The organism is Nocardia lijiangensis NBRC 108240 (genome assembly GCF_001613045.1).
GTDB classification, from domain to species: Bacteria; Actinomycetota; Actinomycetes; order Mycobacteriales; family Mycobacteriaceae; genus Nocardia; species Nocardia lijiangensis.
Genome location: NZ_BDBP01000119.1, coordinates 1 through 24,983, shown reverse-complemented (window position 1 = coordinate 24,983; position 24,983 = coordinate 1). Strand labels below are relative to the sequence as shown.

Genomic DNA, 24,983 nt, shown 5'->3' with positions numbered 1-24,983 from the left:
CCTGGTCGCCTGCGTGGCGGATCGGACTACCGTGGTGCCATGTCCAGCACCAGGATCGGCAAACACATTCGCGCGGGGCGGGCGACCGTTTACGGCCTGCTGCTGGATGCCGAAGCGGTGGCGAAATGGCGGGTGCCCACCGGGATGACCAGTCACGTCCACGCATTCGAGCCGCGTGAGGGCGGTCATTTCCGCATCACCCTCACTTACGACGATCCGGCCGACACCGGTAAGACCACCGAGCAGTCCGATACCTATCAGGGTCGCTTTGTCACCTTGATCCCGGACGAACAGGTTGTGGAAATTGTCGAATTCGAGACCGACGACCCGGATGCCCGCGGCGAGATGACGATTGCGATCACCCTCTCCGACGCGGCCGACGGCGGGACCGACCTAGTGGCGATCCACGAAGGTGTGCCCAGTGCGGTGAAACCGGAGGACAACGAACTGGGTTGGCGTCTCGCGCTGGCCAAACTGGCCACGCTGGCCGAAACCGGCTCGCTCGACTGAGCTGCCGGTGTGCCGGATCAGCGCACCGCGTCGTGCTCGCGGGCGTCGATCCCGCAGGGCGGCAGCATGTTCCACCCGCTCCAGTTGTCTGTGATCGGGCGGCGCCGACCGCCGCGGGCTCGAGCCGGTGTCGAAGATGAAGGTCCTGCCGCGTCGATGAGATGCGCGCGGACCCGTTCGGCGGCGAGTATCGCACAGCCCTGGGCGGCGAACGGCGAGCTCGTCGACATACATGAATAGCGTCCGGATCGGCTGCTCCTAGGAGACCCTGGGCCGAGTGCCCTCGACGTCGGGGTCGAAGATCTCGCGGCCCCCAACGCGTCGAGGATCCTATGTGGCGCAGCGAATTTGCCGCCGGCGCTGTCGAACGAGAACACGGTCGGAATGCGGTCGGTCTCCGGTGCGGAAGCGCGCGCGGCGACAGCGGCATCCAGATCCGCGGCGCGATGACGTGGCAGCCGTTCGCATCCGTCGATACCGTGAAGAGATGTCGCCGTTGGACGATCGGCACCCGTCCACCGTCACAGACTGGGATGATGCGCGACGGAAGGTTCGGCTCCGGGAGACCCGCCTCGGGCACCGGTGGACGACGTTGCGCCGCACCAGGTTGGCGTTCCTGCGGGTAGCCGCGCTGCTGATACTCGTACTCATCGTGTTCACCCAGTACTGGGTGCACGATGTCGCCCCCGAGCGCGCCAGGCTCGCGCTGACCGAGCCCGCGCTGCTGCCGGTCGCGACGCCCGCGCAGGAGGAGAACTGGGACACCGCGGTCGTCGACCTGGTCGGCCTCGGCGGCCTGAACGCCTCCGACACGGCGTCGGCGCTGCCCGCGTTGCGGCGGATGGGCGTGGTCTGGGCCATCAAATACGACAATCAGGGCATCGACAGCAAGGTGATCGCCGATCTCGTCGTCCGCGCCGCGCAGATGTCGGGTGTGCGGAACATCGTGCTCGTCGGGCACAGCATGGGCGGGGTCATCGCGCTGGAGGTCGGCCAGCACATCCACCTGGACAGCGATCGGCGGCTGGCCGGCGTGCTGCTGGACTGTACTCCCGTCGACCTGAACGCGGTGCGCCCGGAAAGCCGCGGGCGCGGTGAAGACATGCTGCGCTGGATGGGCTGGCTGCCGGGAGCGCGCGAGAGCCGCGCGCTGCGCCTGGCCGTGGAGACCTACGCGCGGCGGGACCGGTTCGTCGATCACACCGCAGATCCCGTGCCCTCGATCCGGTTCGCCGAACTGGGAGACGTGCTCGCCGAGGTCGCGACCGACAAGGTGATGTCACGCAACGCCGCGAGCAACGGGTTGATCGAATCCCAGTTCCTCGCCATCGTCGGCGGCGGCGCGATCGACAATCTGCGCGCGCTCTCCCGCCCGGTGAACGGCAAACCGCGCCCGGCCATCGTCTACATCCGGCCGCGCGACGCCGAACGGGACCGCGTCGTCGACGTCGAATATTCGCACCAGGTGCTGATCGAACGGGTGGGCGGAGTGGACGGCAGCCTGCTGGTCGTGCTGCCGCGCAACACCGGCCACGCCAATCCGAGACAGGCGCCCGCGGAATACAACAAGGTCGTCGACCAGCAGGTACTGCCGTTCGTCGAGCGGTATCTCGACCAAATGCGCGGGGTGCGCAGTGCCGCGGCGCCGCGCTGACACCGGTTCGAATCAGCCTGCCGTTAACGGTTTTCGGCCCGGTTTCGTCCTGCTTGACTTCCCTTCATGTTTCGACCGCGTACGTTCCTGCCCGGCCTCCGTGGCCGCACCACCGCCGCCCTGCTCGCCGTGGCGACCGCTGCGACCCTCGGACTGACCGGATGCGCGAAGGACGACACGCCGGTCGTCGACACCGCGAACACGCCGCTGGCCACCGAGGTTCCCGCGGGCACCAAGCTGATCATCGCCGACCAACAGGAGCGCCTGCAGAGTGTGCTGCGCGCCTCCGGTGAACTGGACAAGCTGCCGTTCCAGGTGGAGTTCGCCAACTTCGTCGGTGGGCCCGCCATCCTGGAGGCGTTCCGCGCGGGCGCCGCCGACGTGGCGCCGGTCGGCGACGTGCCGCCGATCCACGCGCTGGCCGCGGGTCAGGACGTGCCGATCGTCGGCGCGCAGCAAACCAGCCCCGCCGCACTGAAATTGGCGGTCGCACCCGGCCGGACCGCCACCACGCTGGCGGATCTGAAGGGCAAGAAGATCGCGTATGCCGAGGGCACCGCACAGCAGGCCGCGGTGTTGCGCGCGCTGGACAAGGCCGGGCTGAGCACCGGTGATGTGCAGCTGGTCCGGCTGCAGCTCGCCGAGTTCCTGGACGCGGTGCGCACCGGCCAGGTCGACATCGCCCCGCTGATCGAGCCGAACGTCACCCGGTTGCTGCGCACGCCGGGCACCTCGCTGATCCCGGACTCCGAGACCGCGGGCATCTACGGCGGCCTGGCCTACCTATACGCGCGGCGCGCGGTGACGCAGGATCCGGCCAAGTCGGCGGCGGTCGGCGCGCTGGTCGGGGCCTACGTCCGGGCCTACCAGTGGGTGAACGAGCACCGCGAGGAGTGGGCGCAGAAGTACTACGTGGACAACCAGAAGGTCAGCCCCGAGGACGCAAGGCGCATCGTGGAATCGCTGGGCACCTACACCTTTCCGCATCTGGATCAGAAGCTCGTCGACCGGCAGCAGTCCACCATCGACGCCATCGCCGCGGCGGGCGAACTGCCCAAGAAAGTCAGCGCCGCCAACGGTTTCGACCTGCGCTACGACGCGATCGTGACGCGCGCGGTCACCGAATCCGGCGCCTCGTTCGAACCGAAGGAGCGGTGATGGCGACCCTGGACGCGGGAGTTCTCGGGCGATTCGGCAGGGCGGGCGCCGCGCCCGTCGAACTGCAGGCCCGGGGCAAGGTGTCGCGGCGCAGGCTCGGACCGGGCAAGCCGATTCCGTTCGGCATCGCCCTCGGCCCGACGCTGCTGGTGGCGGCGTGGGTGCTCGGATCCGCCACCGGCGCACTCGATCCGGAGACGCTGCCCGCCCCGTGGACGGTCGCGCAGACCGCGGGCGACCTGATCGCCGACGGACGCTTGCAGTCCAACTTGCTGACCTCGGTGCAGCGCGCGGGTATCGGGCTGGGCCTCGGTGTGGTGATCGGCGTGCTGCTCGCGCTGGCCGCCGGGTTGAGTCGCTTCGGAGAAGCCGTGCTGGACGGGCCGATTCAGATCAAGCGCGCGATTCCGACGCTGGCGCTGATCCCGCTGTTCATCGTCTGGTTCGGCATCGGCGAGGAGATGAAGCTCATCGTCATCACCACCAGCGTGCTGGTTCCGGTGTACATCAACACGCACGCCCACCTGCGCAGCGTGGACGCCCGCTACGTGGAACTCGCCGAGACGGTGCAGCTTTCGCGTTCGGGCTTCATCCGCCGGATCGCGCTGCCCGGCTCGCTGCCCGGGTTCTTCATCGGCCTACGTCTCGCCGTGACGATCTCGTGGCTGGCGCTGGTCGTGGTGGAACAGGTCAACGCCACCAGCGGCATCGGCTACCTGATGACGCAGGCGCGCACCTACGGCCAGATCGACGTCATCGTGGTCGGGCTGGTGATCTACGGCCTGCTCGGATTGTTCGGCGACATCGCCGTGCGCGCCTTGGAAAGGAGGACGCTGGCATGGCGTCAGACACTCGCGGACTGAACGTGGTCCGCGCCCGGGCTCTGAGCCGCGGATTCGGTGACCGGGTGGTGTTGCGCGGCATCGACCTCGACATCGCCCGCGGCGAATTCGTCGCGCTGCTCGGCCGCAGCGGCTCGGGCAAGAGCACCCTGCTGCGTGCGCTGGCCGAATTGGACGACGACGTACCGGGTTCCGGCGATCTCACCGTGCCCTCGGAACGCGCCGTGGTGTTCCAGGATTCGCGCCTGCTGCCGTGGGTGCGGGTGCTCGACAATGTGACGCTGGGCCTGAGCGGTCCTGGATCGGCCGAGCGTGGTCGTGCCGCGCTCGCCGAGGTCGGTCTCGCCGGTCGGGAAAAGGCCTGGCCCAAGGAACTTTCCGGCGGCGAGCAACAGCGCGTGGCGCTGGCCCGCTCGCTGGTGCGCGAGCCCGAGCTGCTGCTCGCCGACGAGCCGTTCGGTGCGTTGGACGCGCTGACCCGGATTCGGATGCACGCGCTGCTGCAGGAGCTGTGCGCCAAGCACAAGCCCGCGGTGCTGCTGGTCACCCACGATGTCGACGAGGCCGTGCTGCTCGCCGACCGCGTGCTGGTCCTCGACGAGGGCCGCATCGCCATCGACCTGCGCATCGACCTGGAACGTCCGCGCCGCCACAGCGATCCGGAGTTCATCGCGGCGCGCGAGCGGCTGCTGGCAGGCCTCGGCGTCGATCCCCTTGTCAACGCGGCCGGTGACGCGGCCGCCCTCCATCATCGCGAGGAAGAGAAGCGAGCCTCATGACCGAGCGACCGAGGCAGCTGAGCCTCAACGCGTTCATCTACCCGTCCGGCCACCACGAGGCGGCCTGGCGGCACCCGCAGAGCCGTCCCGACCGCATCTACGACGTCGCCTACTACCAGGAGATCGGCCGCACCGCCGAAGCCGCGAAACTCGACGCGGTGTTCTTCGCAGACGGCCCCGCGCTGCGCACCAACGTCAAGCACAATGCGGCGCCCGGGCTGGAGCCGATCACGCTGCTCACCGCGATCGCCGCGGCCACCACGCATCTCGGCCTGATCGCGACCGCGTCCACCACGTACTACGAGCCGTACAACCTGGCCAGGCTGTTCTCCAGCCTGGACCATATCTCGGGCGGGCGCGCGGGCTGGAACATCGTCACCACCGGAACCGACGTGGCGGCGGCCAACTTCGGCCTCGACCGGCACCCCGGCCACGCCGAACGCTACGCCCGCGCACGGGAATTCGTCGACGCCGTGGTCGCGCTGTGGGACAGCTGGGAAGACGACGCGATCCTGCTCGACCAGGCCGCGGGCGTCTACGCCGATCCGGACAAGATCCACCGCATCGACTTCGAGGGCGAATACCTCAGGGTGCGTGGGCCGTTCAACTCGGCGCGCACGCCGCAGGGATACCCGGTGCTGGTGCAGGCGGGCGCGTCCAACGAGGGCCGGTCCTTCGCGGGACGCTACGCCGAGGCCATCTTCACCGCGCACCAGCGGCTGACCGACGCCCAGGCCTTCTACGCCGACATCAAGGCCAAGGCGCAGGAATTCGGCCGCGATCCCGGGCAGGTGAAGATCCTGCCCGGCATCAGCCCGTTCATCGGCGACACCGAGGCGGAGGCGCAGCGGCTGGAACGTGAGTTCAACGAGCTCACCGTGCCGGAATACGGTCTGGCGCAACTGGAAAGCATCGTGGGCAAGAGCCTGCGGCATCTCGCGCTGGACGAACGCGTTCCCGTCGAGGAGTTCGACGGCGCGGGCGATGTCACCGACAACGGGCGCTCGCGGCTGCAGGTGGTGGCGGGCATCGTGCAGCGCGACGGTCCGACGCTGCGCGGGCTGCTGCACCGGCTGGCGGGCGCGCGCGGGCACCGGGTCTTCGCGGGCACGCCCGAACAGGTCGCCGACACCATCGAGGAATGGTTCCGCAACGGCGCCGCCGACGGATTCAACGTGATGCCGCCGTACTACCCGGGCGGGCTCGAGGTCTTCACCTCGACCGTGGTGCCGATTCTGCAGGAGCGCGGTCTGTTCCGCACCGAGTACACCGGGACCACGCTGCGCGACCACTTCGGGCTGGCCCGGCCGGAGAGCCAGTTCGCCCGGCGCCCGGCGCTGGCCCGGTGAGCGGCGCGGACGGTCACTGTTCCCGGTTCCTTCCGTTGCGAGCACGCCGGACGGTTCGGGTCCGCCGGGTGACCGGGAACCGTTGCGCCGCTGTGCCGCTCGGCCGGCGGTCGAGGCGGTGAGCGGGAATGCCGTCGCGAAGGCCCCGCTAGCCCATGCTCCGGTGCGCCTGCGCAGCCTCACGTGGTCGGTGTTCGTGCCGATGGCGTTGTACGGCACCGGGGCCGGTGCGGCCGCGCCCATGTACGCGCTGCGCGCGCTGGACCTCGGGGCGTCGATCGGGTCGGCCGGTGTGATCGTCGCGCTCGGCGGGTTGGGCATGGTGCTCACCGATCTGCCCGCGGGCCGCATCGTGGCGCGGATCGGTGAGCGCGGCGCGATCGGTCTCGGTTCGCTGCTCGGACTGATTGGCATCCTCGCCGCCATCGTCGCGCCGAATCTCGGTGTGCTGGCGGCGGGGATGCTGCTCAACGGCGCCGCGGGTGCGGTGTGGGGGCTGGCGCGGCAGACCTACATCGTCGCGGTGGTGCCGCCCGCCGACCGGGGCCGGGCGCTGTCGACCTTGGCGGGTGCACACCGGCTCGGGTTCTTCTGCGGTCCGTTCCTCGGGGCGGGCCTGGTGCACGGGATGGGGCCGAACGGCGCGCTGTGGTTGCAGTGCGTGACGACGGTGCTCTCCGGGTGCGCGCTGGTCGCCATCCGCGGTGTGGACGACGACGCCCGCTCCGGCGGGCACACCCTGCGCTCGGTGGTCGTCGAAAACCGCAGGCTGCTCGGCACTTTGGGGTCGGCGGCGTTGCTCACGGGCGCGGCGCGGGCCGCGCGGCAGGCGCTGTTGCCGCTGTGGGCGGCGCACATCGGCCTGAGTCCCGCCGCCACCAGCCTCATCTTCGGTGTGTCGGGCGCGGTGGACGTGCTCATGTCGTATCCGGCGGGCGTCTGGCTGGACCGGCGCGGCCGCCGCGCCACCGGCGTGCCCTCGATGATCTGCTTCGCCGCCGGATACGCGGTGCTGCCCTGGACGGGCACGGCGCTCACCATGGGTCTCGCGGCGGTGCTGCTCGGGCTGGCCAACGGGATCAGCAACGGATTGATCATGACTGTCGGAGCGGATGTCGCGCCGGAGCACCGGCGCGCCGAATTCCTCGGCGCGTGGCGGCTCACCCATGATGTCGGCATGTTCGCCGGGCCCATCGCCGTCGGCGTGATCAGCTCGGTCGCTGTGCTCGGCGCCGCCGCCTTCGCCCTCGCGCTATCCGCCGCGGCGGGCGCGGTCGCGATGTACCGGTGGTTTCCCGGGGTGGTCGGTGCTGATTCCCTCGATCGGGCGATCGCGGTCCGGCCGAGCACCGATTCGATGGTCGCCTGAATCGGGCGACCGCTCGGGACCGCCGTCGCGGCATTCAGCGGATGCGGCTGCCGAGGAGGTGGCGGACGCCCGCGACGAACAGTTGCAGGCCGAAGTCGAAACGGGCTGTCGCGTCCGGTGTTTCGCCGATGGGGGAGGTGTCCTCGGGGAGCGCGCCCGCGGAATCCATTTGCATCCTGGACTGTTCGTCGACGGTCTGGCCGAGCACGTAGTACAGCAGGGTGAACGCGGCCAGCTCGGCCTCGTGGCGCGGCATTCCGGCGCGGATGGCCGCGCTCGCCAGGCGTTCGCGGCCCTTGCTCGTGGTCAGCCGGGAGGCGTAGGTCGACGAGACCAGCTCGGCGCCGTCGCGGTAGGCGAGCAGGCTGTCGCGCAGCCGGTGGGCGAGTTCGGTGATCTGGCCCGACCACTCCTCGGCGGTCACCGGGTCTTCCATCGGCGCGAGGATGCGGTCGGCGACGGCGCCCAGCAACGCCTGCTTGTTGGGGAAGTGCCAGTACAGCGCGCCGGGCTGCACCTGAAGCGAGCTCGCCAGCCTGCGCATGGTCAGGTCGGCGAGGCCGTACTGGTCGAGAATGGCGATGGCGCCGTCGACCACGTCCGCCCTGTGCAGTTGCACCCGAATTCCTTCCCCGTCGTGTTTTGACTCACTCCTACCGCTACCCTAGCCTGAACACCGTTCAAGTTGCACGGCCACCTCGAACGCGGGGTGCCGTCGCCGACAGGCAGACCAGCCGAAGGGATTCGTGCAGTGACCCAGGCACCCGTTGACACCGATGTTTTGGCGATCGCCCGCGAGCAGGTGCTCGAGCGCGGCGAGGGCCTGACCCAGGAGCAGACCCTCGCGGTGCTGCGACTCGGCGACGACCGGCTCGAGGAGCTGCTGGCCCTGGCGCACGACGTGCGCATGAAGTGGTGCGGCCCGGAGGTCGAGGTCGAGGGCATCATCAGCCTCAAGACCGGCGGCTGCCCCGAGGACTGCCACTTCTGCTCGCAGTCCGGCCTGTTCCAGTCGCCCGTGCGCGCCGCGTGGCTGGACATCCCGAGCCTGGTCGAGGCCGCCAAGCAGACCGCCAAGACCGGCGCCACCGAGTTCTGCATCGTCGCCGCGGTGCGCGGACCGGACGCGCGGCTGATGGCCCAGGTCGCCGCGGGCGTCGAGGCGATCCGCAACGAGGTCGACATCCAGGTCGCCTGCTCGCTGGGCATGCTCACCCAGGAGCAGGTCGATCAGCTCGCCGCGATGGGCGTGCACCGCTACAACCACAACCTGGAGACCGCGAAGTCGCACTTCCCGCAGGTCGTCACCACGCACACCTGGGAGGAGCGCTGGGACACCTTGCGCATGGTGCGGGAGGCGGGCATGGAGGTGTGCTGCGGCGGCATCCTCGGCATGGGCGAGACGCTCGAGCAGCGCGCCGAATTCGCCGCGCAGCTGGCCGAATTGGAGCCCGACGAGGTGCCGCTGAACTTCCTCAACCCGCGCCCGGGCACGCCGTTCGGCGACCTCGAGGTGCTGCCCGCGGCCGACGCGCTGCGCGCCGTCGCCGCGTTCCGGCTGGCGTTGCCGCGCACCATCCTTCGCTTCGCGGGCGGTCGTGAGATCACCCTCGGCGACCTCGGTGCCAAGCAGGGCATCCTCGGCGGCATCAACGCCGTCATCGTCGGCAACTACCTGACCACCCTCGGCCGTCCCGCCGAAGCGGACCTCGATCTGCTCGGCGAGCTCAAGATGCCGATCAAGGCGCTCAACGAAACGCTGTAGGAGCCGGGCCATGAGTACTGTCATGGATATGGACGAGCGCTACAACCCGTTCACCGGCAAACGGATCGTGCCCGGTCTCGACGACACGGTGCCCACCGCGGCCGCGCTGGGCCTCGAGCCGCCGCGCTTCTGCGAGGAGTGCGGGCGCCGCATGATCGTCCAGGTGAGTCCCGACGGCTGGTGGGCCAAGTGCTCGCGGCACGGCGTGATCGACTCGAAGAGTCTGGAACACCGGTAGTGGCGACGGCGCGGGCGGACGGTGTCCGGAGCGAAGCGGGAGCGGCGCTGCTGGTCCTGGCGGCCGTTGCGGTGTGCAGCGTGCTCGTCGGCGTGCTGTGGGGCTGGCTGGCGCCGACCGAGCAGCTGCTGGTCACCGAGCCGGGGCGCGGCGCGCCGCTGACCGGGGAGAGCACGCACCAATTCGACGCGGTGGCGCTGTTCGTCTGCGTGGGCGCGGTAACCGGGTTGCTCACCGCCGTGGCGGCCTGGCGGCTGCGCACGGTGCGCGGTCCGCTGCTGCAACTCGGGCTGTTGTCCGGCTCGTTGATCGGCGCGTATCTGATGGCGTGGGTGGGGGAGTCGGTCGCGGAGCTGCGGCACCCGCGCCCGGACGATCCGCCCGTCGGCCAGATCGTCGCGCTGCCAACGGAAGTCGGCACCGCGCTCGCATTGGTCGTGCAGCCGCTGGTGGCCTCGCTGGTGCTGCTGTTCCTCGCGGCGCTCAGTCCGTCGGAGGATCTGGGTACCGGCTACGGCAGCGCATTCGGTCGTTCGCGCCGGACCGCGGAGTCCGAGCCGATCGGGTTCGACGCCGCGGTGCCGCGCGCACCGTACGGAAGCGTCTATGGCGGTTACGATCCGGCGACTGAGGACGGGTCGGGATCGGTGTCGCGTCCGGCTCGCTGACCCGTCGCCCAACCGTTGCCTTCGCAGCGCTGTTTTCGTGCTTCTACCACGTAAAATGGTGGAAAATCGTTGCGTTCGGAGAGGAACGGGGGCGTGGCGTTCATCGGTGGCGGTCCGATCGTCGAGGAGATCGACGCAAAGTTCTGGCGGTTGTCGGAGCCGCTCGTCTATCAGGGTGATGTGCAGGAGTTCACCGTGCCCGCCGGCTTCCGCACCGATTTCGCGTCGGTGCCGCGTGCGCTGGTCTGGCTTATTCCCCGCTACGGCGCATACACCCGCGCCGCCATCCTGCACGACTACCTGCTGCACTCGCGCTTGGTGAGCACCGCGGACGCCGACGGCCTGTTCCGGCGCTGTCTGCGGGAATTCGGCATCTCGGTGCCGCGCCGCTGGATGATGTGGGCGGCGGTGCGGCTGGCGAACCGGTTGGCAGGCGCGAACGCGCGGGAGCTGGCCTTGTTCCTGCTCGTCGCGGTGCCCTCGGTGCTCTTCCTCGCGATACCGGTCGTCGTGGTGACGCTGTCGCTGTGGTTGTTCTGGTTGGTGGAACTGGTGTTCTGGGTCGCGGGCCGTCTCGTCGCCCACACGGTCGCACCGCCTCCGAAACCCCAGATGAAAACGGCCTGAACGGATTTCGGCACCCCGCGTCGGAATGCGGGTCGTGCCGCCCTCGTTGCGCGGAAAATCGGTGGAGCGGGCCGGACCCCGTCGCTACCGTGATCGGGCAAGCAGCGGGCGAGCCAAGGGGAGGAGGTGACGACAATGCACGCCCATCCGCACACCACGCCACAACCCGGCGCATCCCGAACCTCTTCGGAACGCCCGGATCTCACCGCTTGGCGCCGCCGTCACGAACTCCGCCGCTCCAACGCCGCCCAGCCCGTCCCCGGCAAACGCCAGTACCGGCGCACCCCCAAACACCGAAACCGTTCCCACGACGCGTGATTCAACGTCGACCGAACATTATTCGGTTTCGTTCTTACTCAGCTGTATTCGACTCGGTGGGGATCACTCCGCTCGGGGGCGGAGGGCGGCGAATTCGTCGGTGACGCGCAGACCGGAGTCGCTGAAGCGGTAGACGGCGGCGGGGCGGCCGCCCGCGCGGCCGGGGGCGGCGGTGGCGCCGGTGGGGACGATCACCTTGCGGCGCGAGAGGACGCGCTGGAGGTTGGTGGTGTCGACGTCATAACCCAGTGCCGCACAATAGATTTCGCGCAACGTGGACATGGTGAAGATGGACGGGGCGAGCGCGAAGGCGATGTTGGTGTAGGAGAGTTTGGCGGCCAGCCGGGTGCGGGCGTGGTCGACGACCGTACCGTGGTCGAAGGACATGGCTGGCAGCGCCGAGACCGGGTGCCACGCGGTGTCGTCGGGCAGTTCCGGTTCGGCGGTCAGCGGAACCAGGCCGAGATAGGCCGAGGCGATGCGGCGGGGGCCGGGCACGCGGGCGGGGTCGCTGAAGACCGAGAGCTGTTCGAGATGGGTCAGCTCGCGCACGTCGACCTTCTCGGCGAGCTGCCTGCGCGCGGAGGCGTCCAGATCCTCCTCGTCGCCCAGCCGTCCGCCGGGGAGCGACCAGGTGCCCTTCTGCGGGTCGAGCGCGCGCTCCCACAGCAACACGGCCAGTTCGGTGCGCTGATCGGGCGGGCACGGGCCCATCAGGCCGCTCGCGACGCCCTGACCAGTGGTTTTTCCGGTGGGGAAGCGGCGAACCTGGAACACCGCGGTGAGCGATTCGTGGATGGTGCTACTATGAGGCACGTTTTCGATTGTAAGACGAAAACCTGGTTTGGTGTGAATCGGCGGTGTTGCCGGGCGCACGAGGAAGGGAGCCATCATGGCGACGACGGGTGCGAAACTGGCGCCTCCGCTGATGGGGCAGGTAGTCGACGGGCCCTCCGGCTACACGGGTGTCGAGGCGACGCCCGAGTGGGCGCAGGAGGTCAAGCGCTTGGCCCGGGAGCGCAACGCGACCATTCTCGCGCACAACTACGAGCTGCCCGAGATCCAGGACGTGGCCGATCACGTCGGCGACTCGCTGGCGCTCTCGCGGATCGCGGCCGAGGCGCCCGAGGACACCATCGTGTTCTGCGGCGTGCACTTCATGGCCGAGACCGCGAAGATCCTCAGCCCGGAGAAGGCCGTGCTGATCCCGGACCAGCGCGCGGGCTGCTCGCTGGCCGACTCGATCAACGCCGCCGAGCTGCGCGCCTGGAAGGCCGAGTACCCGAACGCGGTCGTGGTGTCCTACGTGAACACCACCGCCGAGGTGAAGGCGCTCACCGACATCTGCTGCACGTCGTCCAACGCCGTCGACGTGGTCGCCTCCATCGATCCCGACCGCGAGGTGCTGTTCCTGCCGGACCAGTTCCTCGGCGCGCACGTGAAGCGGGTCACCGGTCGCGAGAACATGCACATCTGGGCGGGCGAATGCCACGTGCACGCGGGCATCAACGGCGACGAGCTCACCGAGCAGGCGCGCAACCACCCCGACGCCGAGCTGTTCGTGCACCCCGAGTGCGGCTGCGCCACCTCGGCGCTGTACCTCGCGGGCGAGGGCGCGTTCCCGGCCGACCGGGTGCACATCCTGTCCACCGGCGGCATGATCGACGCGGCCAAGGCGGCCAAGTCCACTCAGGTCCTGGTCGCCACCGAGGTCGGCATGCTGCACCAGCTGCGCAAGGCCGCCCCCGGCATCGACTTCCAGGCCGTCAACGACCGCGCCTCCTGCAAGTACATGAAGATGATCACCCCCGCCGCGCTGCTGCGCTGCCTGGTCGACGGCGCCGACGAGGTGCACGTGGATCCGGAAACCGCGGCGCTCGGCCGTAATTCGGTGCAGCGGATGATCGCGATCGGCAACCCGGGCGGCGGCGAGTGAGCCGACGCGAGCGACATGCGGCGGGCGCGCAGCGCGGCGTCGCATGACCTCGGCGGGCGCGGCGGCATGCGCGCCCGGGCTCGGAACGAGAGGCTGGCGGAGATGAATGCTCCGGTAATCGAGTGGGAGGCCTCGGCCGACCTGGTGGTGGTCGGCGGCGGCGTCGCCGGATTGACGGCGGCCCGCACCGCGTCACTGCGCGGGCTGCGGGTCCTCGCGCTCAGCAAGGGCGGGCCGATCGACACCTCCACCCAGTACGCGCAGGGCGGTATCGCGGTCGTTGCGCCGCATGGTGATTCGATCGGGTCGCACGTGCGGGACACGGTGGAGGCCGGGGCCGGTCTGTGCGAGACGAGCGCGGTGCGCGCGATCGTCGAGGGCGGGCAGGCCGCCGTCGCGGCGCTCACCGACCTCGGCGCGGTGTTCGATCTCGGCCGCGACGGCCAGATCTCGCGCACCAGGGAGGGCGGGCACAGCACGCGCCGCATCATCCACGCGGGCGGCGACGCGACCGGCGCCGAGGTGCAGCGCGCGCTCAACGCGGCGGGTCTGCCCGTGCTGTTCGGCGCGGCGGCCTGCGAGGTGGTCACCGGGCCGAGCGGCGTGCAGGGCGTGATCGCGGTGTCGGACAAGGGCTTCGGCGTGGTGCACACCCCGGCCGTGCTGCTCGCCACCGGCGGGCTCGGTCAGCTCTACGCGCTGAGCACCAACCCGCCGGGCGCGACCGCCGACGGCGTCGCGCTCGCGCTGTGGGCGGGCGCGGCCGTCGCGGACCTGGAATTCGTGCAGTTCCATCCGACGGTGCTGTACACGCCGGGCGGGCTGGGCCGCCGGCCGCTGATCAGCGAGGCGGTGCGCGGCGAGGGCGCGACTCTCGTGGACGCCGAAGGCAATTCGGTGACCGCGGAGGTCCATCCGCGCGGCGATCTCGCGCCCCGCGACGTCGTGTCCCGCGCCATTGCCGCGCGGATGCGCGACCTCGGCGTCGACCACGTCTTCCTCGACGCCCGCGCGATCGACGGTTTCGACCGGCGCTTTCCGACGATCACCGCGTCCTGCCTCGCCGCGGGCATCGACCCGCGTGCGGACCTGATTCCCGTCGCACCCGCGGCGCACTACCAATGCGGCGGCGTGGTCACCGATCCGCACGGGCGGACCGGCGTGCCCGGGCTGTACGCTGCGGGCGAGGTGGCGCGGACCGGGCTGCACGGCGCGAATCGGCTGGCGTCCAACAGCTTGCTGGAGGGCCTGGTCGTCGGCGAGCGGGTGGGCGCGGCCGCCGTGGAGCGCCTCGGCGCGCCCGCGGAGGTCACCGATGTGCGGCCGCGGACCATGCCGAGGGCGCCGCGCGCGGCGCTGCAGCAGGTCATGACCGCGCACGCCGCGGTGGTGCGCGACAGGGACGGGCTCGCGAGTGCGGCGGCGACATTGGAACGCGCGGTGCTGCGCGGCATGTCGAGCCGGATCGCTGGCTCCGGCGTCGTCGTGCCGCCCGCGCCGGAGGACCTGGCCGCCCGCCGGATCGCGGAACTGGAGGACGGCGCGCTGACGCTGACCGCCCGCGTGCTGCTGCTCGCCGCCGCGGCCCGCACCGAAAGCCGCGGCTGCCATACGCGATCCGATCACCCCGAGCCGGACGAGGCGCTGCGGCACAGCATCCCGATCCGCCTGGATGCCGACGGCCGTCCCGACGTGATCCTGGTGGGCGGCTCGCCCGAGGGGGAGTCGTTGGCCTCCCGCCTGGCCGACGACCCCGAGGCCCCGGCGCTGAGCGTGGCGGTGCCGTGAGGCCCGCCGGGCCCGATTTCGACTTTCGCCCGCGCTCGCCGCGGGCCGACAGAGTAGGAGTGCACTGATGGCGCTGGACGCCGCACTGGACCGCGACGAGGTGCTCGCGCTCATTCGCACCGCGCTGGACGAAGACCTGCGCTACGGACCGGACGTCACCACGATGGCGACCGTGCCCGCCGACGCGGCGGTGAAGGCCTCGGTGGTCTCCCGGCAGCCGGGCACCGTGGCGGGTATCGACGTGGGACTGCTGGTGCTCGACGAGGTGATCGGGGCGGGCGCCTACGAGCTCACCGAGCGGGTGGCCGACGGGACACGGGTGCACGCGGGAGACGTCGTGCTCGGCGTGGTCGCGCCGACCCGCGGGCTGCTCACCGCCGAGCGCACCATGCTGAACCTGCTGTGCCACCTGTCCGGCATCGCCACCGCCACCGCGGCCTGGGTCGACGAGGTCGCGGGCACCGACTGCAAGATCCGCGACAGCCGCAAGACGCTGCCCGGTCTGCGCGGCCTGCAGAAGTACGCGGTCCGGGTCGGCGGCGGCGTGAACCACCGGATGGGCCTCGGCGACGCCGCGCTGATCAAGGACAATCACGTCGTCGCCGCGGGTTCGGTGGTCGACGCGCTGCGCGCGGTGCGCGCGCTGGCCCCGGACCTGCCGTGCGAGGTGGAGGTCGACAGCCTGGAACAGCTCGACGCCGTGCTCGCCGAGAACGTGGAACTGGTGCTGCTGGACAACTTTCCGCTCTGGCAGACCCAGGCGGCCGTGCAGCGGCGCAACGCCGTGGCTCCTGCGACCAAGCTGGAGTCCTCGGGCGGGCTCGGCCTGGAGATGGCGGCGGATTATGCCCGCACCGGCGTGGACTTTCTCGCCGTCGGCGCGCTGACCCATTCGGTGCGAGTGCTGGATCTCGGTCTGGACATGTGAGCGGTGCGGCCCGGCCGATGCCCGCTCGGTAGGCGGTGGCCGGGACGAACGTCGTCACGGCAGGTCGGGACTCTCGGCATTCGCCGTCGAAAGGCGCAGACTATTTCGTAGAACGGTTCGACGCTGTGCATCCGACTGCCCAGCGGCACCGGGACACGGTGGCGCGCCAGCAAACGAGTGGAGGTCCGCAATGTCCATGTCATCGACGGTGGAAGAATGCCTGCGCGAGGCAGGTGTCGAATACGAGGTCGTGCGTCATCCGCACAGCTACACCAGCGCACACACGGCGGCGGTGGCCCATATCCCGGGTGATCGTCTCGCCAAGACGATCATGCTCGAAGACGAGCAGGGCTACGTCGGCGCGGTGCTGCCATCCACCCATCACCTGCGTCTGTCGAGACTCTGGTCGCAAACCGGACGGCACTTGGTGCTGGCCAAAGAGTCCGAGCTCCGCGACGTCTTCAAGGACTGCGAGGTCGGCGCGATCCCGGCCGTGTGCACCGCCTACGGCGTGCGGACCCTGATGGACGAAAGCCTCACCACGGTGCCCGACGTCTACTTCGAGGCGGGCGACCACGAGGCGCTCGTCCATCTGCGGACGGACCAGTTCATGCGGCTGATGGAGCAGGCGGAGAAGGCGCACTTCTCGAAACCCGGGAAGAGCACTTCGGAGTAGCGTCGGCCATCCTCGGCTGGTCGGCGCGGCGGGCGCCAAGAGCTCGCCCAGTGCGGACGTGCGGATCCGTCACCAGGTCGTCGAAGCGTCATCGGGCGGTCGGTCGGCGATGCGAACGGGGTCGGACGGTCGCAGTGCGCGGGGCGATGTCGTGCGCGCGTCTGCCGTTCGTACCGTCGCGGAACCCTGATCAGAGGGAGCGCACCATGGTTCGCTGGTGTACCGGCGAGCCCCGATGACGCAGGCCGGGTACGAGAGGTTCGGGGCCGAGCCGGTCGAAACCCGTCCGCTCGAAAAACCGCACGGCGCGGGTGTTCTCGACCAGGGTCTGGAGGTGGCAGCCGGGTGATCCGGACGCGGCCGCGTGTTCGAGGAATCGCGCCATCAGTGCACCGGCCGCCCCGGTGCCCCTGGCCTCCGCCGCCACATTGATGTGCAGGTGCGAGGGCCAGCGCGGATCGGTGAAATCGCCCGCGGTGGGTTGTCCGCGAAACTTCGCCCGCAGCGTGTCCAGTACGGCGCGCGCGAAGAACGCCGCGGGGCCACGGCGAAACACCAAGCGGTACCGGCGAATCGCCTGATCCATGCGCTGCTCCTCGCTGGGGAATGCCGCGCTGTCCACGCAGCCCGCGAGATATCCGACCAGCGCTCCGTCATGCGCCGCGAGGAACAGCGACCCGGGTTCCAGATCCATGTACGGATCGAGGTACACGGCCGCCTCGGAGTCCGCGTGCCCCCACAGTGATTCCGTCGGCGACCCCGCACCGGCGCGCCGCGCCAGGGCGCGCAGTTCGTCGCGATCGGACTCGGTGAACCCGCGAATCTCCACGGCACCAAACTACCGCCGCGAACGGACCGGCCGCGGGTGGTGTCAGCTCGACAAGCTCGCCGTCAGCCGGCGCAGCAGCGTCTCGAACTGGTCGAGGGTTTCGGGTGGGTAGTCGGCGAGGATGGCGTCCTGGCGTTCGTTGCGGGAGCGGAAGAACTCTTCGCCCCGCTGCTTGACCTGCTCGCTGCTGCGCAGCGTCACCACGCGCCGGTCGGTGTGCTCGCGGGTGCGCGTGATGTATCCGGCGGCTTCCAGCCGGTTGAGCAGCGAACTCATCGCGCCCGAGGTCAAGGCGATGCGCTTGCTCAGCAGCGCCGGTGAGATCGGCGCGCCCAGCGTCTCGGCGGAGGTGATCTCCAGCAGGGCGAACGCGTCGGTGGAATGCACGCCGAGGTCCGCGGCGAAGCGGCGGCCGAGCTCGGCGAAGCTCGCGCCGTAGGACCGCAGCCCGTCGGCGAGCCGTTCGCGTTGCGCCGCATGGTCGTTCGACACCGGCACTCCTTCCTCGATGGGCACGCGCCCGCGCCCGCACGGATTGACAACTTACCCCGCGGCGGAATAGCTTCACCATAAAGTAACTTTATGATGGAGGTAAATTGCCGACCGAAACCGATACACCCTCCGCCCGGCGCTGGTTCGGGCTGATCGCCGTCGCGTTGGGTGTCGCGCTGATCGTCGTGGACCTGACGATCGTCAACGTGATCGTCGCTCCGATCATCGACGACCTCGGCATCACCTCGATCGAGGCGCAGTGGATCCAGGAGTCCTACGCCATTGTCTTCGCGGCGCTGCTGCTGCTCACCGGCCGCCTCGCCGATCTGTACGGTGCGCGAAGGCTTTTCGTGATCGGGCTGGTGATCTTCGGCGCGACCAGCCTGCTGGCCGCGGCGGCCCCGAACGGCGCCGCGCTCATCGCCGCCCGCTTCTTGCAGGGCGTCGGCGGCGCGATGATCCTGCCGACCTCGCTGGCGCTGGTGAACGCGGGCTTCGCGGGTCCGGCGCGCGCCAAGGCCTTCGCGATCTGGGGGTCGACCATCGGCGCCGCGGCAGCCGTCGGGCCGCTGCTCGGCGGCTGGCTGGCGGACTTCTCGTGGCGATGGGCGTTCGGGATCAACATTCCGCTGGTGCTGGTGATCGTGGCCGCGACGCTGGGTTTCCTGCCCGCCTCGTCCCGCGTCCGTGGCGGCGTCGACCTGCTCGGCGCGGCGCTGTCGGTGCTCGGGCTCGGGTTGCTGTCGTTCGTGCTGATCGAAGGCCGCCACTACGGGTGGGTGCACACGATCGAGCCGCTGGTCGTCGGTGGGGTGGCCTGGCGCGGCGGGCCGTCGCCGGTGCTGGTCGCCTTCCTCACGGCGGCGGGCGCGCTGGCGCTGTTCTGGCGCAGGCAGCGGCGCTTGGCGCGGACCGGCGGCGAACCGCTGCTGGATGTGCGGTTGTTCGGGATTCCCTCGTTCCGCAACGGCAATGTCGTCACGATCGTGGTCGGCGTCGGCGAATTCGGGATCATCGCGGTGCTGCCGCTGTGGATGCAGTTCACCCTCGGCTACACCGCCTTTCAGACCGGACTGGCCCTGGCCGCGCTGGCTGTCGGCAGTTTCTGCGCCAGCGGAGCGAGTTTCTCGATGACCGCCTCGGCGATGACGCAGGTGCGCCTCGGCCTGCTGCTCGAGGCCGCGGGTCTGGGCATGCTCGCGCTCGTCGCGGCGACGGACACGCCATGGTGGGCCATCGTCCTCGCGCTGTTCGTCTACGGCATCGGCGTCGGCTTCGCCACCGCGCAGGTGACGAACGTGGTGCTCGCCGAGGTGCCCGCCGAGCGCGCCGGTCAGGGCTCGGGGATTCAAAGCGCCGCACGGGAACTCGGCTCGGCACTCGGCATCGCGATGCTCACCACGCTCTTCTTCGGCGTGCTCGGGACCGGTCTGCGCGACCGGCTCGGCACGACACCCGGCGCCGACGACCTGACCGACGCCGTCACGGCCAGCGCAGGCTCGGCCATCCCGGCCCTGGCGAGCGACCCCGCCACCGCCCCGGTCGCCGACGCCGCCCGCGCCGCCATGACCTCCGGTCTCTCGGTCGCCGCCTACGCGTGCGCGGGCCTGCTCCTGCTGGCACTCGCCACAACCGCGTCCCTCCGCCAGCGGTCCACGGCCGCCCCGAGCGAGGCGGTGAACCAACCAGCCGGATAACCCGCCCTGGCCGCCCACCGGTCGGCTGGCCAAGCTGCCACTCGCCTTCCCTACGCCGCACAGGCGCGACGCCTATGTGCGGCGTAGGAGGAGTGTGTGGCAAGGGATCAGGCGGTGAGCTCGCGTTCCAAAGGGGTGCGGAAGCGGGGGATGGTGCGGATGTTGTCGAACCATGCGGTGGTGCGGGCGGCTTCGGCTTCGAGGCGGGATTCGGCTTCGGAGCCGACGTCTTCCAGGAGGCGCCAGACGATCTCGCCGTCCTTGCGCTGGGCCCAGCCGCCGACGATGCGGCCGTTCCACCAGAGGGTGGGGCCGATATTGCCGTTGCGGTCGAACAGGGCCGCGGCGTGCGGGCCGAGGTACCAGTCGCGGGACTGCCAGCCCATCGGCGTCGGGTCGAGGGCCGGCAGGAAGGCCGCCCAATCCTCCGGTGGCGCAACGGGTTCGAGGTCGTCGGCCAGGACGAGGCCGGTGACGCCGTCCAGGTCGACCTCGGCCAAGTCCAGGCGGGTCAGTGCCTTGCGGATCTCGGCGAGGGTCCAGCCGGTCCACCATTTGAGGTCGGTGAGCGGGGCCGGACCGAAGGCGGCCAGCCACTGGCGCACCAGTTCGGCCCGCGCCTCGTCGGCGGGAAGTTCCGCGATGCCGCCGGGCAGCCAGGATTCCACCGGCGACCACAGGTACTGGCTGCTCGCCCAGCTGCCGTTGGGTCGCCCGCGCACGATGCGGCCCTCGCAACCCAGGGTGACCAGCACCCAGGTGGTGATGTTGGTCGGCTTCGAATACGCCTTGTCCGGTGCGGGATTCACCTGGGTGCGCAGCCGCGGCACGTCCTTGCCGAGCTGCGCGCCGGTGGCCGCGCCGCGGGCAAGCAGCGCGCTATGGGTCTCCTCCTCGACCTCGGCCCACCAGCCCGCGACGTTTCCATCCCCGAATCCGGCCTGCTCGAGGAAGCGACCGTAGGTGCGGCGCTGCTTGTCCGCCAACGCGTTCGAGCACGAGGCCTGCAGCACCGGAACCAGCTCGACGGGGGCGACGAACATGGTCCGGCGCATCGCCAGCATGCGCAGCAGCGTCCGGTCCTCGTACAGTGCGCGCTCCACGTCGGTGGGCGCCGCCCCGCGGCTGCGCGCACCGAGGGAGAGGAAGACCGTCGCCGGATCGGTGGCGTGCAAGACCACCAGTGACCTGGCGATATCCGTGACGGCATCGGTGCGGTGCGCGTCCGCCAGCCGGTGCCGCACCCCCAGTCGCGCGCGCCGCTCGGCGGCATCGATCGAACGCATAGGCGAATACTAGCCGCCGCCTCCGACATTCCGCCGTCGCGCGGCGGCGCTCAGAGCCCGAACCGGCCCGGATCCACCCGCAGCGCCTGGCAGGCTTCGCGCACCGCCGCGACCTCGGCCTGGTCGAAGGTCCCGTCGGCATTGCCGATCATGATGCCGATCTGCACGACGGCCGATCGATGGCGCCATCGGCGGGCGGCGACCAAATCGTGGCGGGCCGGAACAGTTCCCGCCTCGGCCCGGTTGTTCGGAAAAGACACCGACGAGAGAGGCGTGAGATGAGCAAGCCTGCGGACCCGGCCTACCACTGGCACGGCGCGGATCTGGACCTGGACGCGTACCTGGCGCGAATCGGCTTCGACGGCGAACGCGCCCCCACCCTCGCGACTCTGCGTGAGCTCGTCCGCCTGCACACCACCACCATTCCGTTCGAGAACCTGGACCCGGTGCTCGGCCGGCCGATCCCGCTGGACCTGGCCACCCTCCAGGACAAGCTGGTGCGCCGACGCCGCGGCGGCTACTGCTACGAGAACGTCGGGCTCTTCGCCGCCGCGCTGGAACGTCTCGGTTTCGGCGTGACCGGACTCAGCGGCCGGGTGACCATGGGGTCCGGCGGGTTGCGTCCCGCGACGCACGCCCTGCTGCGCGTGACGACCGCGGACGACGAGCGCGTCTGGCTCTGCGACGTCGGGTTCGGCTCCGGTCCGCTCGAGCCCTACGAGCTGGTCGACCGGCCGGACGAATTCTCGCTGGGACAGTGGCGTTTCCGGCTGGAACGCACGGTGGGCGAGCTGGATGACGACGTGTGGGTGCTGCACCAGTTCGGGCGCGACGGCTGGATCGATCGCTACACCTTCACGACCGCGCCGCAGTACCGGATCGATTTCGAGGTGGGCAACCACTTCGTGTCCACCTCGCCGCGCTCGCCGTTCACCGCGCGCCCGTTCGTCCAGCGCTTCCTGCCCGACGTGCACCACGTGCTCGACGGCCTGAAGCTCGTCACCGAACGCCCCGACGGCTCCGGCGAGACCCGCGAGCTGGAGCCCGGCGAGCTGTCCAAGATCCTGGCGGAGGTCTTCGACATCGAGCTCGACCCGGACGACGCCACCGAGCTGAGCACCGCCCCCTGGCTCGACCGCTGAGCGCGACACCGGCCGCGGCTGCACCGCGCCGACGGTCGATTTCGGTACCGTCGGCGGGGTGCGCATTCAACGGAGGCTCCTGGTTCTGTCCGCAGCACCCGTGCTCGCCCTTGCCTCGTGCGGTTCCGGGCCGGAGCAGCCGGACACCGTGGCGAGACAGTTCGCCGATGCGTTGAACCGCGGCGACGTCGCCGCGGCCGCCGCGCTGACCGACGACCCCGGCCGGGCCACCGACACGCTGAACCAGCTGTACGACGGCCTCGGCAAGGGCGTCGCCTTCGAGGTGCGCTCGACCGACGGGAACGGATTCACCCTGGCCGCCACCTGGAAGCTGGGCAAAGACGGCAAGGACGAGTGGAGCTACACCACCGCGGGCGAGGCGGCCGAGGGCAGCGACTGGAAGATCCACTGGGATCCCGCCACCGTGGCGCCCGGCTTGGCCGCGGGCCCGCTGACCTACGGGCCCGCCTTCACCAAACCCGCCCGCGTCCTCGACGCGGCGGGCGGCAACCTCATGGCCGAGCAGATCGTCACCCTGGTGAACCTCGCGCCCGGCGTGGACACGGCGGCCGTCGCTGCCCTCCTCGCCCCGCTCGCGTCCGGCATCACCGCGCAGTCACTGCAGGCGGAACTGGCCGCCGCGCAGGGCAAACCGATCACCGCCATCACGCTGCGCGCCGAGGACATCGCCCCCGTCAACGACGCGCTGGCCGCCCTGCCCGGCGTCACACTCGCCCCGCAGACGCGGCTGCTGACCGCCGACAAGGCCCTGTCCTCGCCGACCCTGTCCGGCCTGGCCGAACTGTGGCAGCAGAACGCCGCCGCGGCGGCGGGCTGGGCCGTGCGGGCCAAGACGCCCACCGGCACCGAACGCGTCGCGGGAGAGGATCCGCGCCCGGCCACCGATATCACCACCACGCTGGACATCGGGTGGCAGCGTGCCGCCGAGGCCGCCCTCGCCCCGATCGGGCAGCCCGCCGCGATCGTCGCGCTGCAGCCGTCCACCGGCAATGTGCTGGCCATGGCGCAGAACGCCGCCGCCGACGCGCAGGGACCGATCGCGCTGACCGGCCTGTACCCGCCGGGTTCGACCTTCAAGACGGTGACCGTCTCGGCCGCGCTGCAGGCGGGCGAGGTGACACCCGACACCGTGCTCCCGTGCCCTGGCAGCGCGAACATCGAGGGCAGGCGCATTCCCAACGACGACAACTTCGACCTCGGCCGGGTGCCGCTGCACACCGCCTTCGCCCGCTCCTGCAACACCACCATGGGCATGCTCGGCGTGCAGCTGCCGCCGGACGGGTTGACGAATGCCGCCGCACAGCTCGGCCTCGGCATCGACTACGTCACACCCGGCTTGACCACGGTCACCGGCAAGGTGCCCGACGCCGATACCCCGGCTCAGCGCGTCGAGTCCAGCATCGGTCAAGGGCAGGTGACAGCGTCGCCGTTCGGGATGGCGCTGGTGGCCGCCTCGATCGCGCGCGGCTCGGTGCCCACGCCGACAGTGGTGCAGGGCAGTCCGGGGGTGGCCGACCGGCAGCCGGAGCCGCTGCCCGGCGCCGTCGACGACCAGCTGAAAGTCATGATGCGCGAGACCGTCACCGGCGGCACCGCCACCCAGTTGCGCGATATCCCCGGGCTGCTCGGCAAGACCGGCACCGCCGAGTACATCGATGACACCCACGCGCACGGCTGGTTCGTCGGCATCGACGGTGACCTCGCGTTCGCCGTATTCATCAGCGACGCGGGCAGTTCGGGTCCCGCGGTGGACGCCGCCGGACGGATGCTGCGCGCGGCGCGGTAACCTTCGGCATTCCCGCACGACGCGTTGGTCCGGCCGGGTGCAGTTCGTCGGCAAACTCGGTGCTTCGGCGCCGTTCTCGGGTTCCGCCGATTTGGGCGGCGGATATATCCCCGGCTGGCGCGGACTGCGCTGCACGCGCCCGCTACACTCGTCGGCGGGCCGCGTCAGCGGTCAATATGCGGGATGTCACGATTTCGAGAAGGTTCGGAGTAGGCGCCATCGATACCGGTCAGTTGATCGCGGAGCATTACCGCCTGGTCGAGCGGATTGGTAGCGGCGGCACAGGTGTCGTCTGGCGTGCCACCGACGAGCGACTCCGGCGTTCCGTGGCGATCAAGCAGATCCACATTAAAGCGAGCCTGCCGGAGGCCGAACGCGACATCACGCGCCAGCGCGCGGTCCGTGAGGCACGCAACGCGGCGCGGTTCCAGCACCCGAACGCGATCGTGGTGTTCGACATCACCGAACACGAGGGCGACCCGTGCCTGGTGATGGAGTACCTGAAGTCGCGCAGTCTGGCCGCGGTGCTCTCCGCGCAGGGCACGCTGCCGCTGACTCAGGTCGCGCGCATCGGGGAGCAGGTCGCCTCGGCGCTGATCGCCGCGCACCACGCGGGCATCGTGCACCGCGACGTGAAACCTGGCAACATCCTGCTCGACGACCACGGCACGGTCAAGATCACCGACTTCGGCATCTCCCGCGCCACCGGCGACGTCACGCTCACCGAGACCGGCCTGATCTGCGGCACCGCCGCGTATCTCGCGCCCGAGGTGGCGCGTGGCGCCGATCCGACTCCGGCCGCCGACGTGTTCTCCCTCGGCGCCACGCTCTTTCACGCGCTGGAGGGCGAACCGCCCTACGGCGCCAGCGCGAATCCGCTCGCGGTGCTCTACGCCGCGGCCAACGGTCAGGTCAGCGAGCCGCGAAACGCGGGGCAGGCCACCGATTTCCTGCTCGCGCTGCTGAACCCGGACCCCGAGGAACGGCCGAGCATGCGCGTCGCGCGCGACACCCTCGCCGGCTTCGCCGACTCCGGCGCGCAGGCGCACGCCGGATTCGTCCCGGCCAGTGAGGCTTTCGCGCGTCAGTCGGCCTCGGACGCGGCGACGCGGGCGTTGCGCGCCC

Annotated in this window: 25 protein-coding genes; 19 read left to right on the top strand and 6 right to left on the bottom strand. The window is 70.5% G+C overall.

Annotated elements, in window-relative coordinates:
• From NL1_RS32515 to NL1_RS32485, 7 genes are all read left to right on the top strand, one after another.
• On the top strand, positions 1-510 hold a 510-nt coding region (locus tag NL1_RS32515; RefSeq protein ID WP_245673692.1), incomplete at its 5' end, for an SRPBCC domain-containing protein.
• 487 nt (positions 511-997) lie between these two features.
• A complete protein-coding gene (locus NL1_RS32510; protein WP_067847770.1) occupies positions 998-2,164 on the top strand; it encodes an alpha/beta fold hydrolase in 1,167 nt (388 codons plus the stop codon).
• Positions 2,165-2,230: 66 nt separating this feature from the next.
• On the top strand, positions 2,231-3,322 hold the full coding sequence (locus NL1_RS32505) for an ABC transporter substrate-binding protein (RefSeq protein ID WP_084511263.1): 1,092 nt from the start codon (positions 2,231-2,233) through the stop codon (positions 3,320-3,322).
• Positions 3,322-4,185: an ABC transporter permease gene (locus NL1_RS32500; protein WP_067847767.1), complete on the top strand. Its 864-nt coding sequence runs from the start codon at positions 3,322-3,324 to the stop codon at positions 4,183-4,185. The genes NL1_RS32505 and NL1_RS32500 overlap by 1 nt, the downstream gene beginning before the upstream one ends.
• Complete coding sequence (locus NL1_RS32495) at positions 4,161-4,943, top strand: ABC transporter ATP-binding protein (RefSeq protein WP_067847764.1); 783 nt, start codon at positions 4,161-4,163, stop codon at positions 4,941-4,943. Before NL1_RS32500 ends, NL1_RS32495 begins: the two co-directional genes overlap by 25 nt.
• Positions 4,940-6,292, top strand: coding sequence for an LLM class flavin-dependent oxidoreductase (locus tag NL1_RS32490; protein WP_067847761.1), 1,353 nt, complete (start codon positions 4,940-4,942; stop codon positions 6,290-6,292). The genes NL1_RS32495 and NL1_RS32490 overlap by 4 nt, the downstream gene beginning before the upstream one ends.
• A gap of 118 nt (positions 6,293-6,410) precedes the next feature.
• A complete protein-coding gene (locus NL1_RS32485; RefSeq protein WP_245673691.1) occupies positions 6,411-7,661 on the top strand; it encodes an MFS transporter in 1,251 nt (416 codons plus the stop codon).
• A 34-nt stretch (positions 7,662-7,695) separates the two neighbouring features.
• On the opposite strand, the gene NL1_RS32480 is transcribed toward NL1_RS32485, so the two are convergent.
• Positions 7,696-8,280, bottom strand: a complete 585-nt coding sequence (locus tag NL1_RS32480) for a TetR/AcrR family transcriptional regulator C-terminal domain-containing protein (RefSeq protein ID WP_067847758.1) — start codon at positions 8,278-8,280, stop codon at positions 7,696-7,698.
• 132 nt (positions 8,281-8,412) lie between these two features.
• On the opposite strand from NL1_RS32480, the gene bioB reads away from it, so the two are divergent.
• The 4 genes from bioB to NL1_RS32460 all read left to right on the top strand — a co-directional run bounded on the left by bioB (position 8,413) and on the right by NL1_RS32460 (position 10,959).
• Positions 8,413-9,426 (top strand): biotin synthase BioB, encoded by a 1,014-nt coding sequence (gene bioB / locus NL1_RS32475; protein WP_067847755.1) that lies wholly within the window; start codon positions 8,413-8,415, stop codon positions 9,424-9,426.
• A gap of 10 nt (positions 9,427-9,436) precedes the next feature.
• Positions 9,437-9,664 (top strand): biotin synthase auxiliary protein BsaP, encoded by a 228-nt coding sequence (gene bsaP, locus NL1_RS32470; RefSeq protein ID WP_067847752.1) that lies wholly within the window; start codon positions 9,437-9,439, stop codon positions 9,662-9,664.
• A complete protein-coding gene (locus tag NL1_RS32465) occupies positions 9,664-10,332 on the top strand; it encodes a DUF2567 domain-containing protein (RefSeq protein ID WP_067847749.1) in 669 nt (222 codons plus the stop codon). The genes bsaP and NL1_RS32465 overlap by 1 nt, the downstream gene beginning before the upstream one ends.
• Before the next feature lie 93 nt (positions 10,333-10,425).
• Positions 10,426-10,959 carry a DUF1353 domain-containing protein gene (locus tag NL1_RS32460; protein ID WP_067847746.1) on the top strand — a complete coding sequence of 178 codons (534 nt, stop codon included), beginning with the start codon at positions 10,426-10,428 and terminating at the stop codon, positions 10,957-10,959.
• Between the two features lie 381 nt (positions 10,960-11,340).
• Here the strand turns inward: NL1_RS32460 and NL1_RS32455 are convergent, their stop codons facing one another.
• Complete coding sequence (locus tag NL1_RS32455; protein WP_067847743.1) at positions 11,341-12,093, bottom strand: NUDIX hydrolase; 753 nt, start codon at positions 12,091-12,093, stop codon at positions 11,341-11,343.
• A gap of 76 nt (positions 12,094-12,169) precedes the next feature.
• Between NL1_RS32455 and nadA the strand changes: the two genes are divergently transcribed.
• From nadA to NL1_RS32435, 4 genes are all read left to right on the top strand, one after another.
• Entirely contained in the window at positions 12,170-13,213 is a 1,044-nt protein-coding gene (gene nadA, locus NL1_RS32450; protein ID WP_067847740.1) for a quinolinate synthase NadA, read from the top strand.
• 102 nt (positions 13,214-13,315) lie between these two features.
• Positions 13,316-15,001, top strand: coding sequence for an L-aspartate oxidase (locus NL1_RS32445; protein WP_067847779.1), 1,686 nt, complete (start codon positions 13,316-13,318; stop codon positions 14,999-15,001).
• A 67-nt stretch (positions 15,002-15,068) separates the two neighbouring features.
• Positions 15,069-15,929, top strand: a complete 861-nt coding sequence (gene nadC, locus NL1_RS32440) for a carboxylating nicotinate-nucleotide diphosphorylase (RefSeq protein WP_067847737.1) — start codon at positions 15,069-15,071, stop codon at positions 15,927-15,929.
• Between the two features lie 190 nt (positions 15,930-16,119).
• Positions 16,120-16,605 (top strand): aminoacyl-tRNA deacylase, encoded by a 486-nt coding sequence (locus NL1_RS32435; RefSeq protein WP_067847734.1) that lies wholly within the window; start codon positions 16,120-16,122, stop codon positions 16,603-16,605.
• Between the two features lie 190 nt (positions 16,606-16,795).
• Here the strand turns inward: NL1_RS32435 and NL1_RS32430 are convergent, their stop codons facing one another.
• Both NL1_RS32430 and NL1_RS32425 read right to left on the bottom strand, forming a co-directional pair.
• Positions 16,796-17,434, bottom strand: a complete 639-nt coding sequence (locus tag NL1_RS32430) for a GNAT family N-acetyltransferase (RefSeq protein ID WP_067847731.1) — start codon at positions 17,432-17,434, stop codon at positions 16,796-16,798.
• Between the two features lie 42 nt (positions 17,435-17,476).
• On the bottom strand, positions 17,477-17,926 hold the full coding sequence (locus NL1_RS32425; protein ID WP_245673690.1) for a MarR family winged helix-turn-helix transcriptional regulator: 450 nt from the start codon (positions 17,924-17,926) through the stop codon (positions 17,477-17,479).
• A gap of 104 nt (positions 17,927-18,030) precedes the next feature.
• On the opposite strand from NL1_RS32425, the gene NL1_RS32420 reads away from it, so the two are divergent.
• Positions 18,031-19,623, top strand: a complete 1,593-nt coding sequence (locus NL1_RS32420; protein WP_067847728.1) for a DHA2 family efflux MFS transporter permease subunit — start codon at positions 18,031-18,033, stop codon at positions 19,621-19,623.
• A 107-nt stretch (positions 19,624-19,730) separates the two neighbouring features.
• Here the strand turns inward: NL1_RS32420 and NL1_RS32415 are convergent, their stop codons facing one another.
• Both NL1_RS32415 and NL1_RS40350 read right to left on the bottom strand, forming a co-directional pair.
• Entirely contained in the window at positions 19,731-20,909 is a 1,179-nt protein-coding gene (locus NL1_RS32415; protein ID WP_067847725.1) for a winged helix DNA-binding domain-containing protein, read from the bottom strand.
• A gap of 50 nt (positions 20,910-20,959) precedes the next feature.
• Positions 20,960-21,169: a TerB family tellurite resistance protein gene (locus NL1_RS40350; RefSeq protein WP_245673689.1), complete on the bottom strand. Its 210-nt coding sequence runs from the start codon at positions 21,167-21,169 to the stop codon at positions 20,960-20,962.
• 18 nt (positions 21,170-21,187) lie between these two features.
• Between NL1_RS40350 and NL1_RS32410 the strand changes: the two genes are divergently transcribed.
• The 3 genes from NL1_RS32410 to NL1_RS32400 form a co-directional block, all read left to right on the top strand.
• Positions 21,188-22,051 (top strand): arylamine N-acetyltransferase family protein, encoded by an 864-nt coding sequence (locus tag NL1_RS32410; RefSeq protein WP_067847722.1) that lies wholly within the window; start codon positions 21,188-21,190, stop codon positions 22,049-22,051.
• Positions 22,052-22,109: 58 nt separating this feature from the next.
• The gene (locus NL1_RS32405) at positions 22,110-23,858 is read left to right on the top strand and encodes a penicillin-binding transpeptidase domain-containing protein (RefSeq protein WP_067847719.1); all 1,749 of its coding nucleotides are present in this window, start codon (positions 22,110-22,112) and stop codon (positions 23,856-23,858) included.
• Between the two features lie 176 nt (positions 23,859-24,034).
• On the top strand, positions 24,035-24,983 hold a 949-nt coding region (locus NL1_RS32400), incomplete at its 3' end, for a serine/threonine-protein kinase (RefSeq protein ID WP_245673688.1).

Coding starts and splice junctions, on each gene's coding strand:
- NL1_RS32490 (WP_067847761.1), top strand. CDS start 4,940: ATGACCGAGCGACCGAGGCAGCTGAGCCTCAACGCGTTCATCTACCCG.
- NL1_RS32445 (WP_067847779.1), top strand. CDS start 13,316: ATGAATGCTCCGGTAATCGAGTGGGAGGCCTCGGCCGACCTGGTGGTG.
- NL1_RS32415 (WP_067847725.1), bottom strand. CDS start 20,909: ATGCGTTCGATCGATGCCGCCGAGCGGCGCGCGCGACTGGGGGTGCGG.
- NL1_RS32495 (WP_067847764.1), top strand. CDS start 4,161: ATGGCGTCAGACACTCGCGGACTGAACGTGGTCCGCGCCCGGGCTCTG.
- NL1_RS32410 (WP_067847722.1), top strand. CDS start 21,188: ATGAGCAAGCCTGCGGACCCGGCCTACCACTGGCACGGCGCGGATCTG.
- NL1_RS32505 (WP_084511263.1), top strand. CDS start 2,231: ATGTTTCGACCGCGTACGTTCCTGCCCGGCCTCCGTGGCCGCACCACC.
- nadC (WP_067847737.1), top strand. CDS start 15,069: ATGGCGCTGGACGCCGCACTGGACCGCGACGAGGTGCTCGCGCTCATT.
- NL1_RS32435 (WP_067847734.1), top strand. CDS start 16,120: ATGTCCATGTCATCGACGGTGGAAGAATGCCTGCGCGAGGCAGGTGTC.
- NL1_RS32510 (WP_067847770.1), top strand. CDS start 998: ATGTCGCCGTTGGACGATCGGCACCCGTCCACCGTCACAGACTGGGAT.
- bsaP (WP_067847752.1), top strand. CDS start 9,437: ATGAGTACTGTCATGGATATGGACGAGCGCTACAACCCGTTCACCGGC.
- nadA (WP_067847740.1), top strand. CDS start 12,170: ATGGCGACGACGGGTGCGAAACTGGCGCCTCCGCTGATGGGGCAGGTA.
- NL1_RS32500 (WP_067847767.1), top strand. CDS start 3,322: ATGGCGACCCTGGACGCGGGAGTTCTCGGGCGATTCGGCAGGGCGGGC.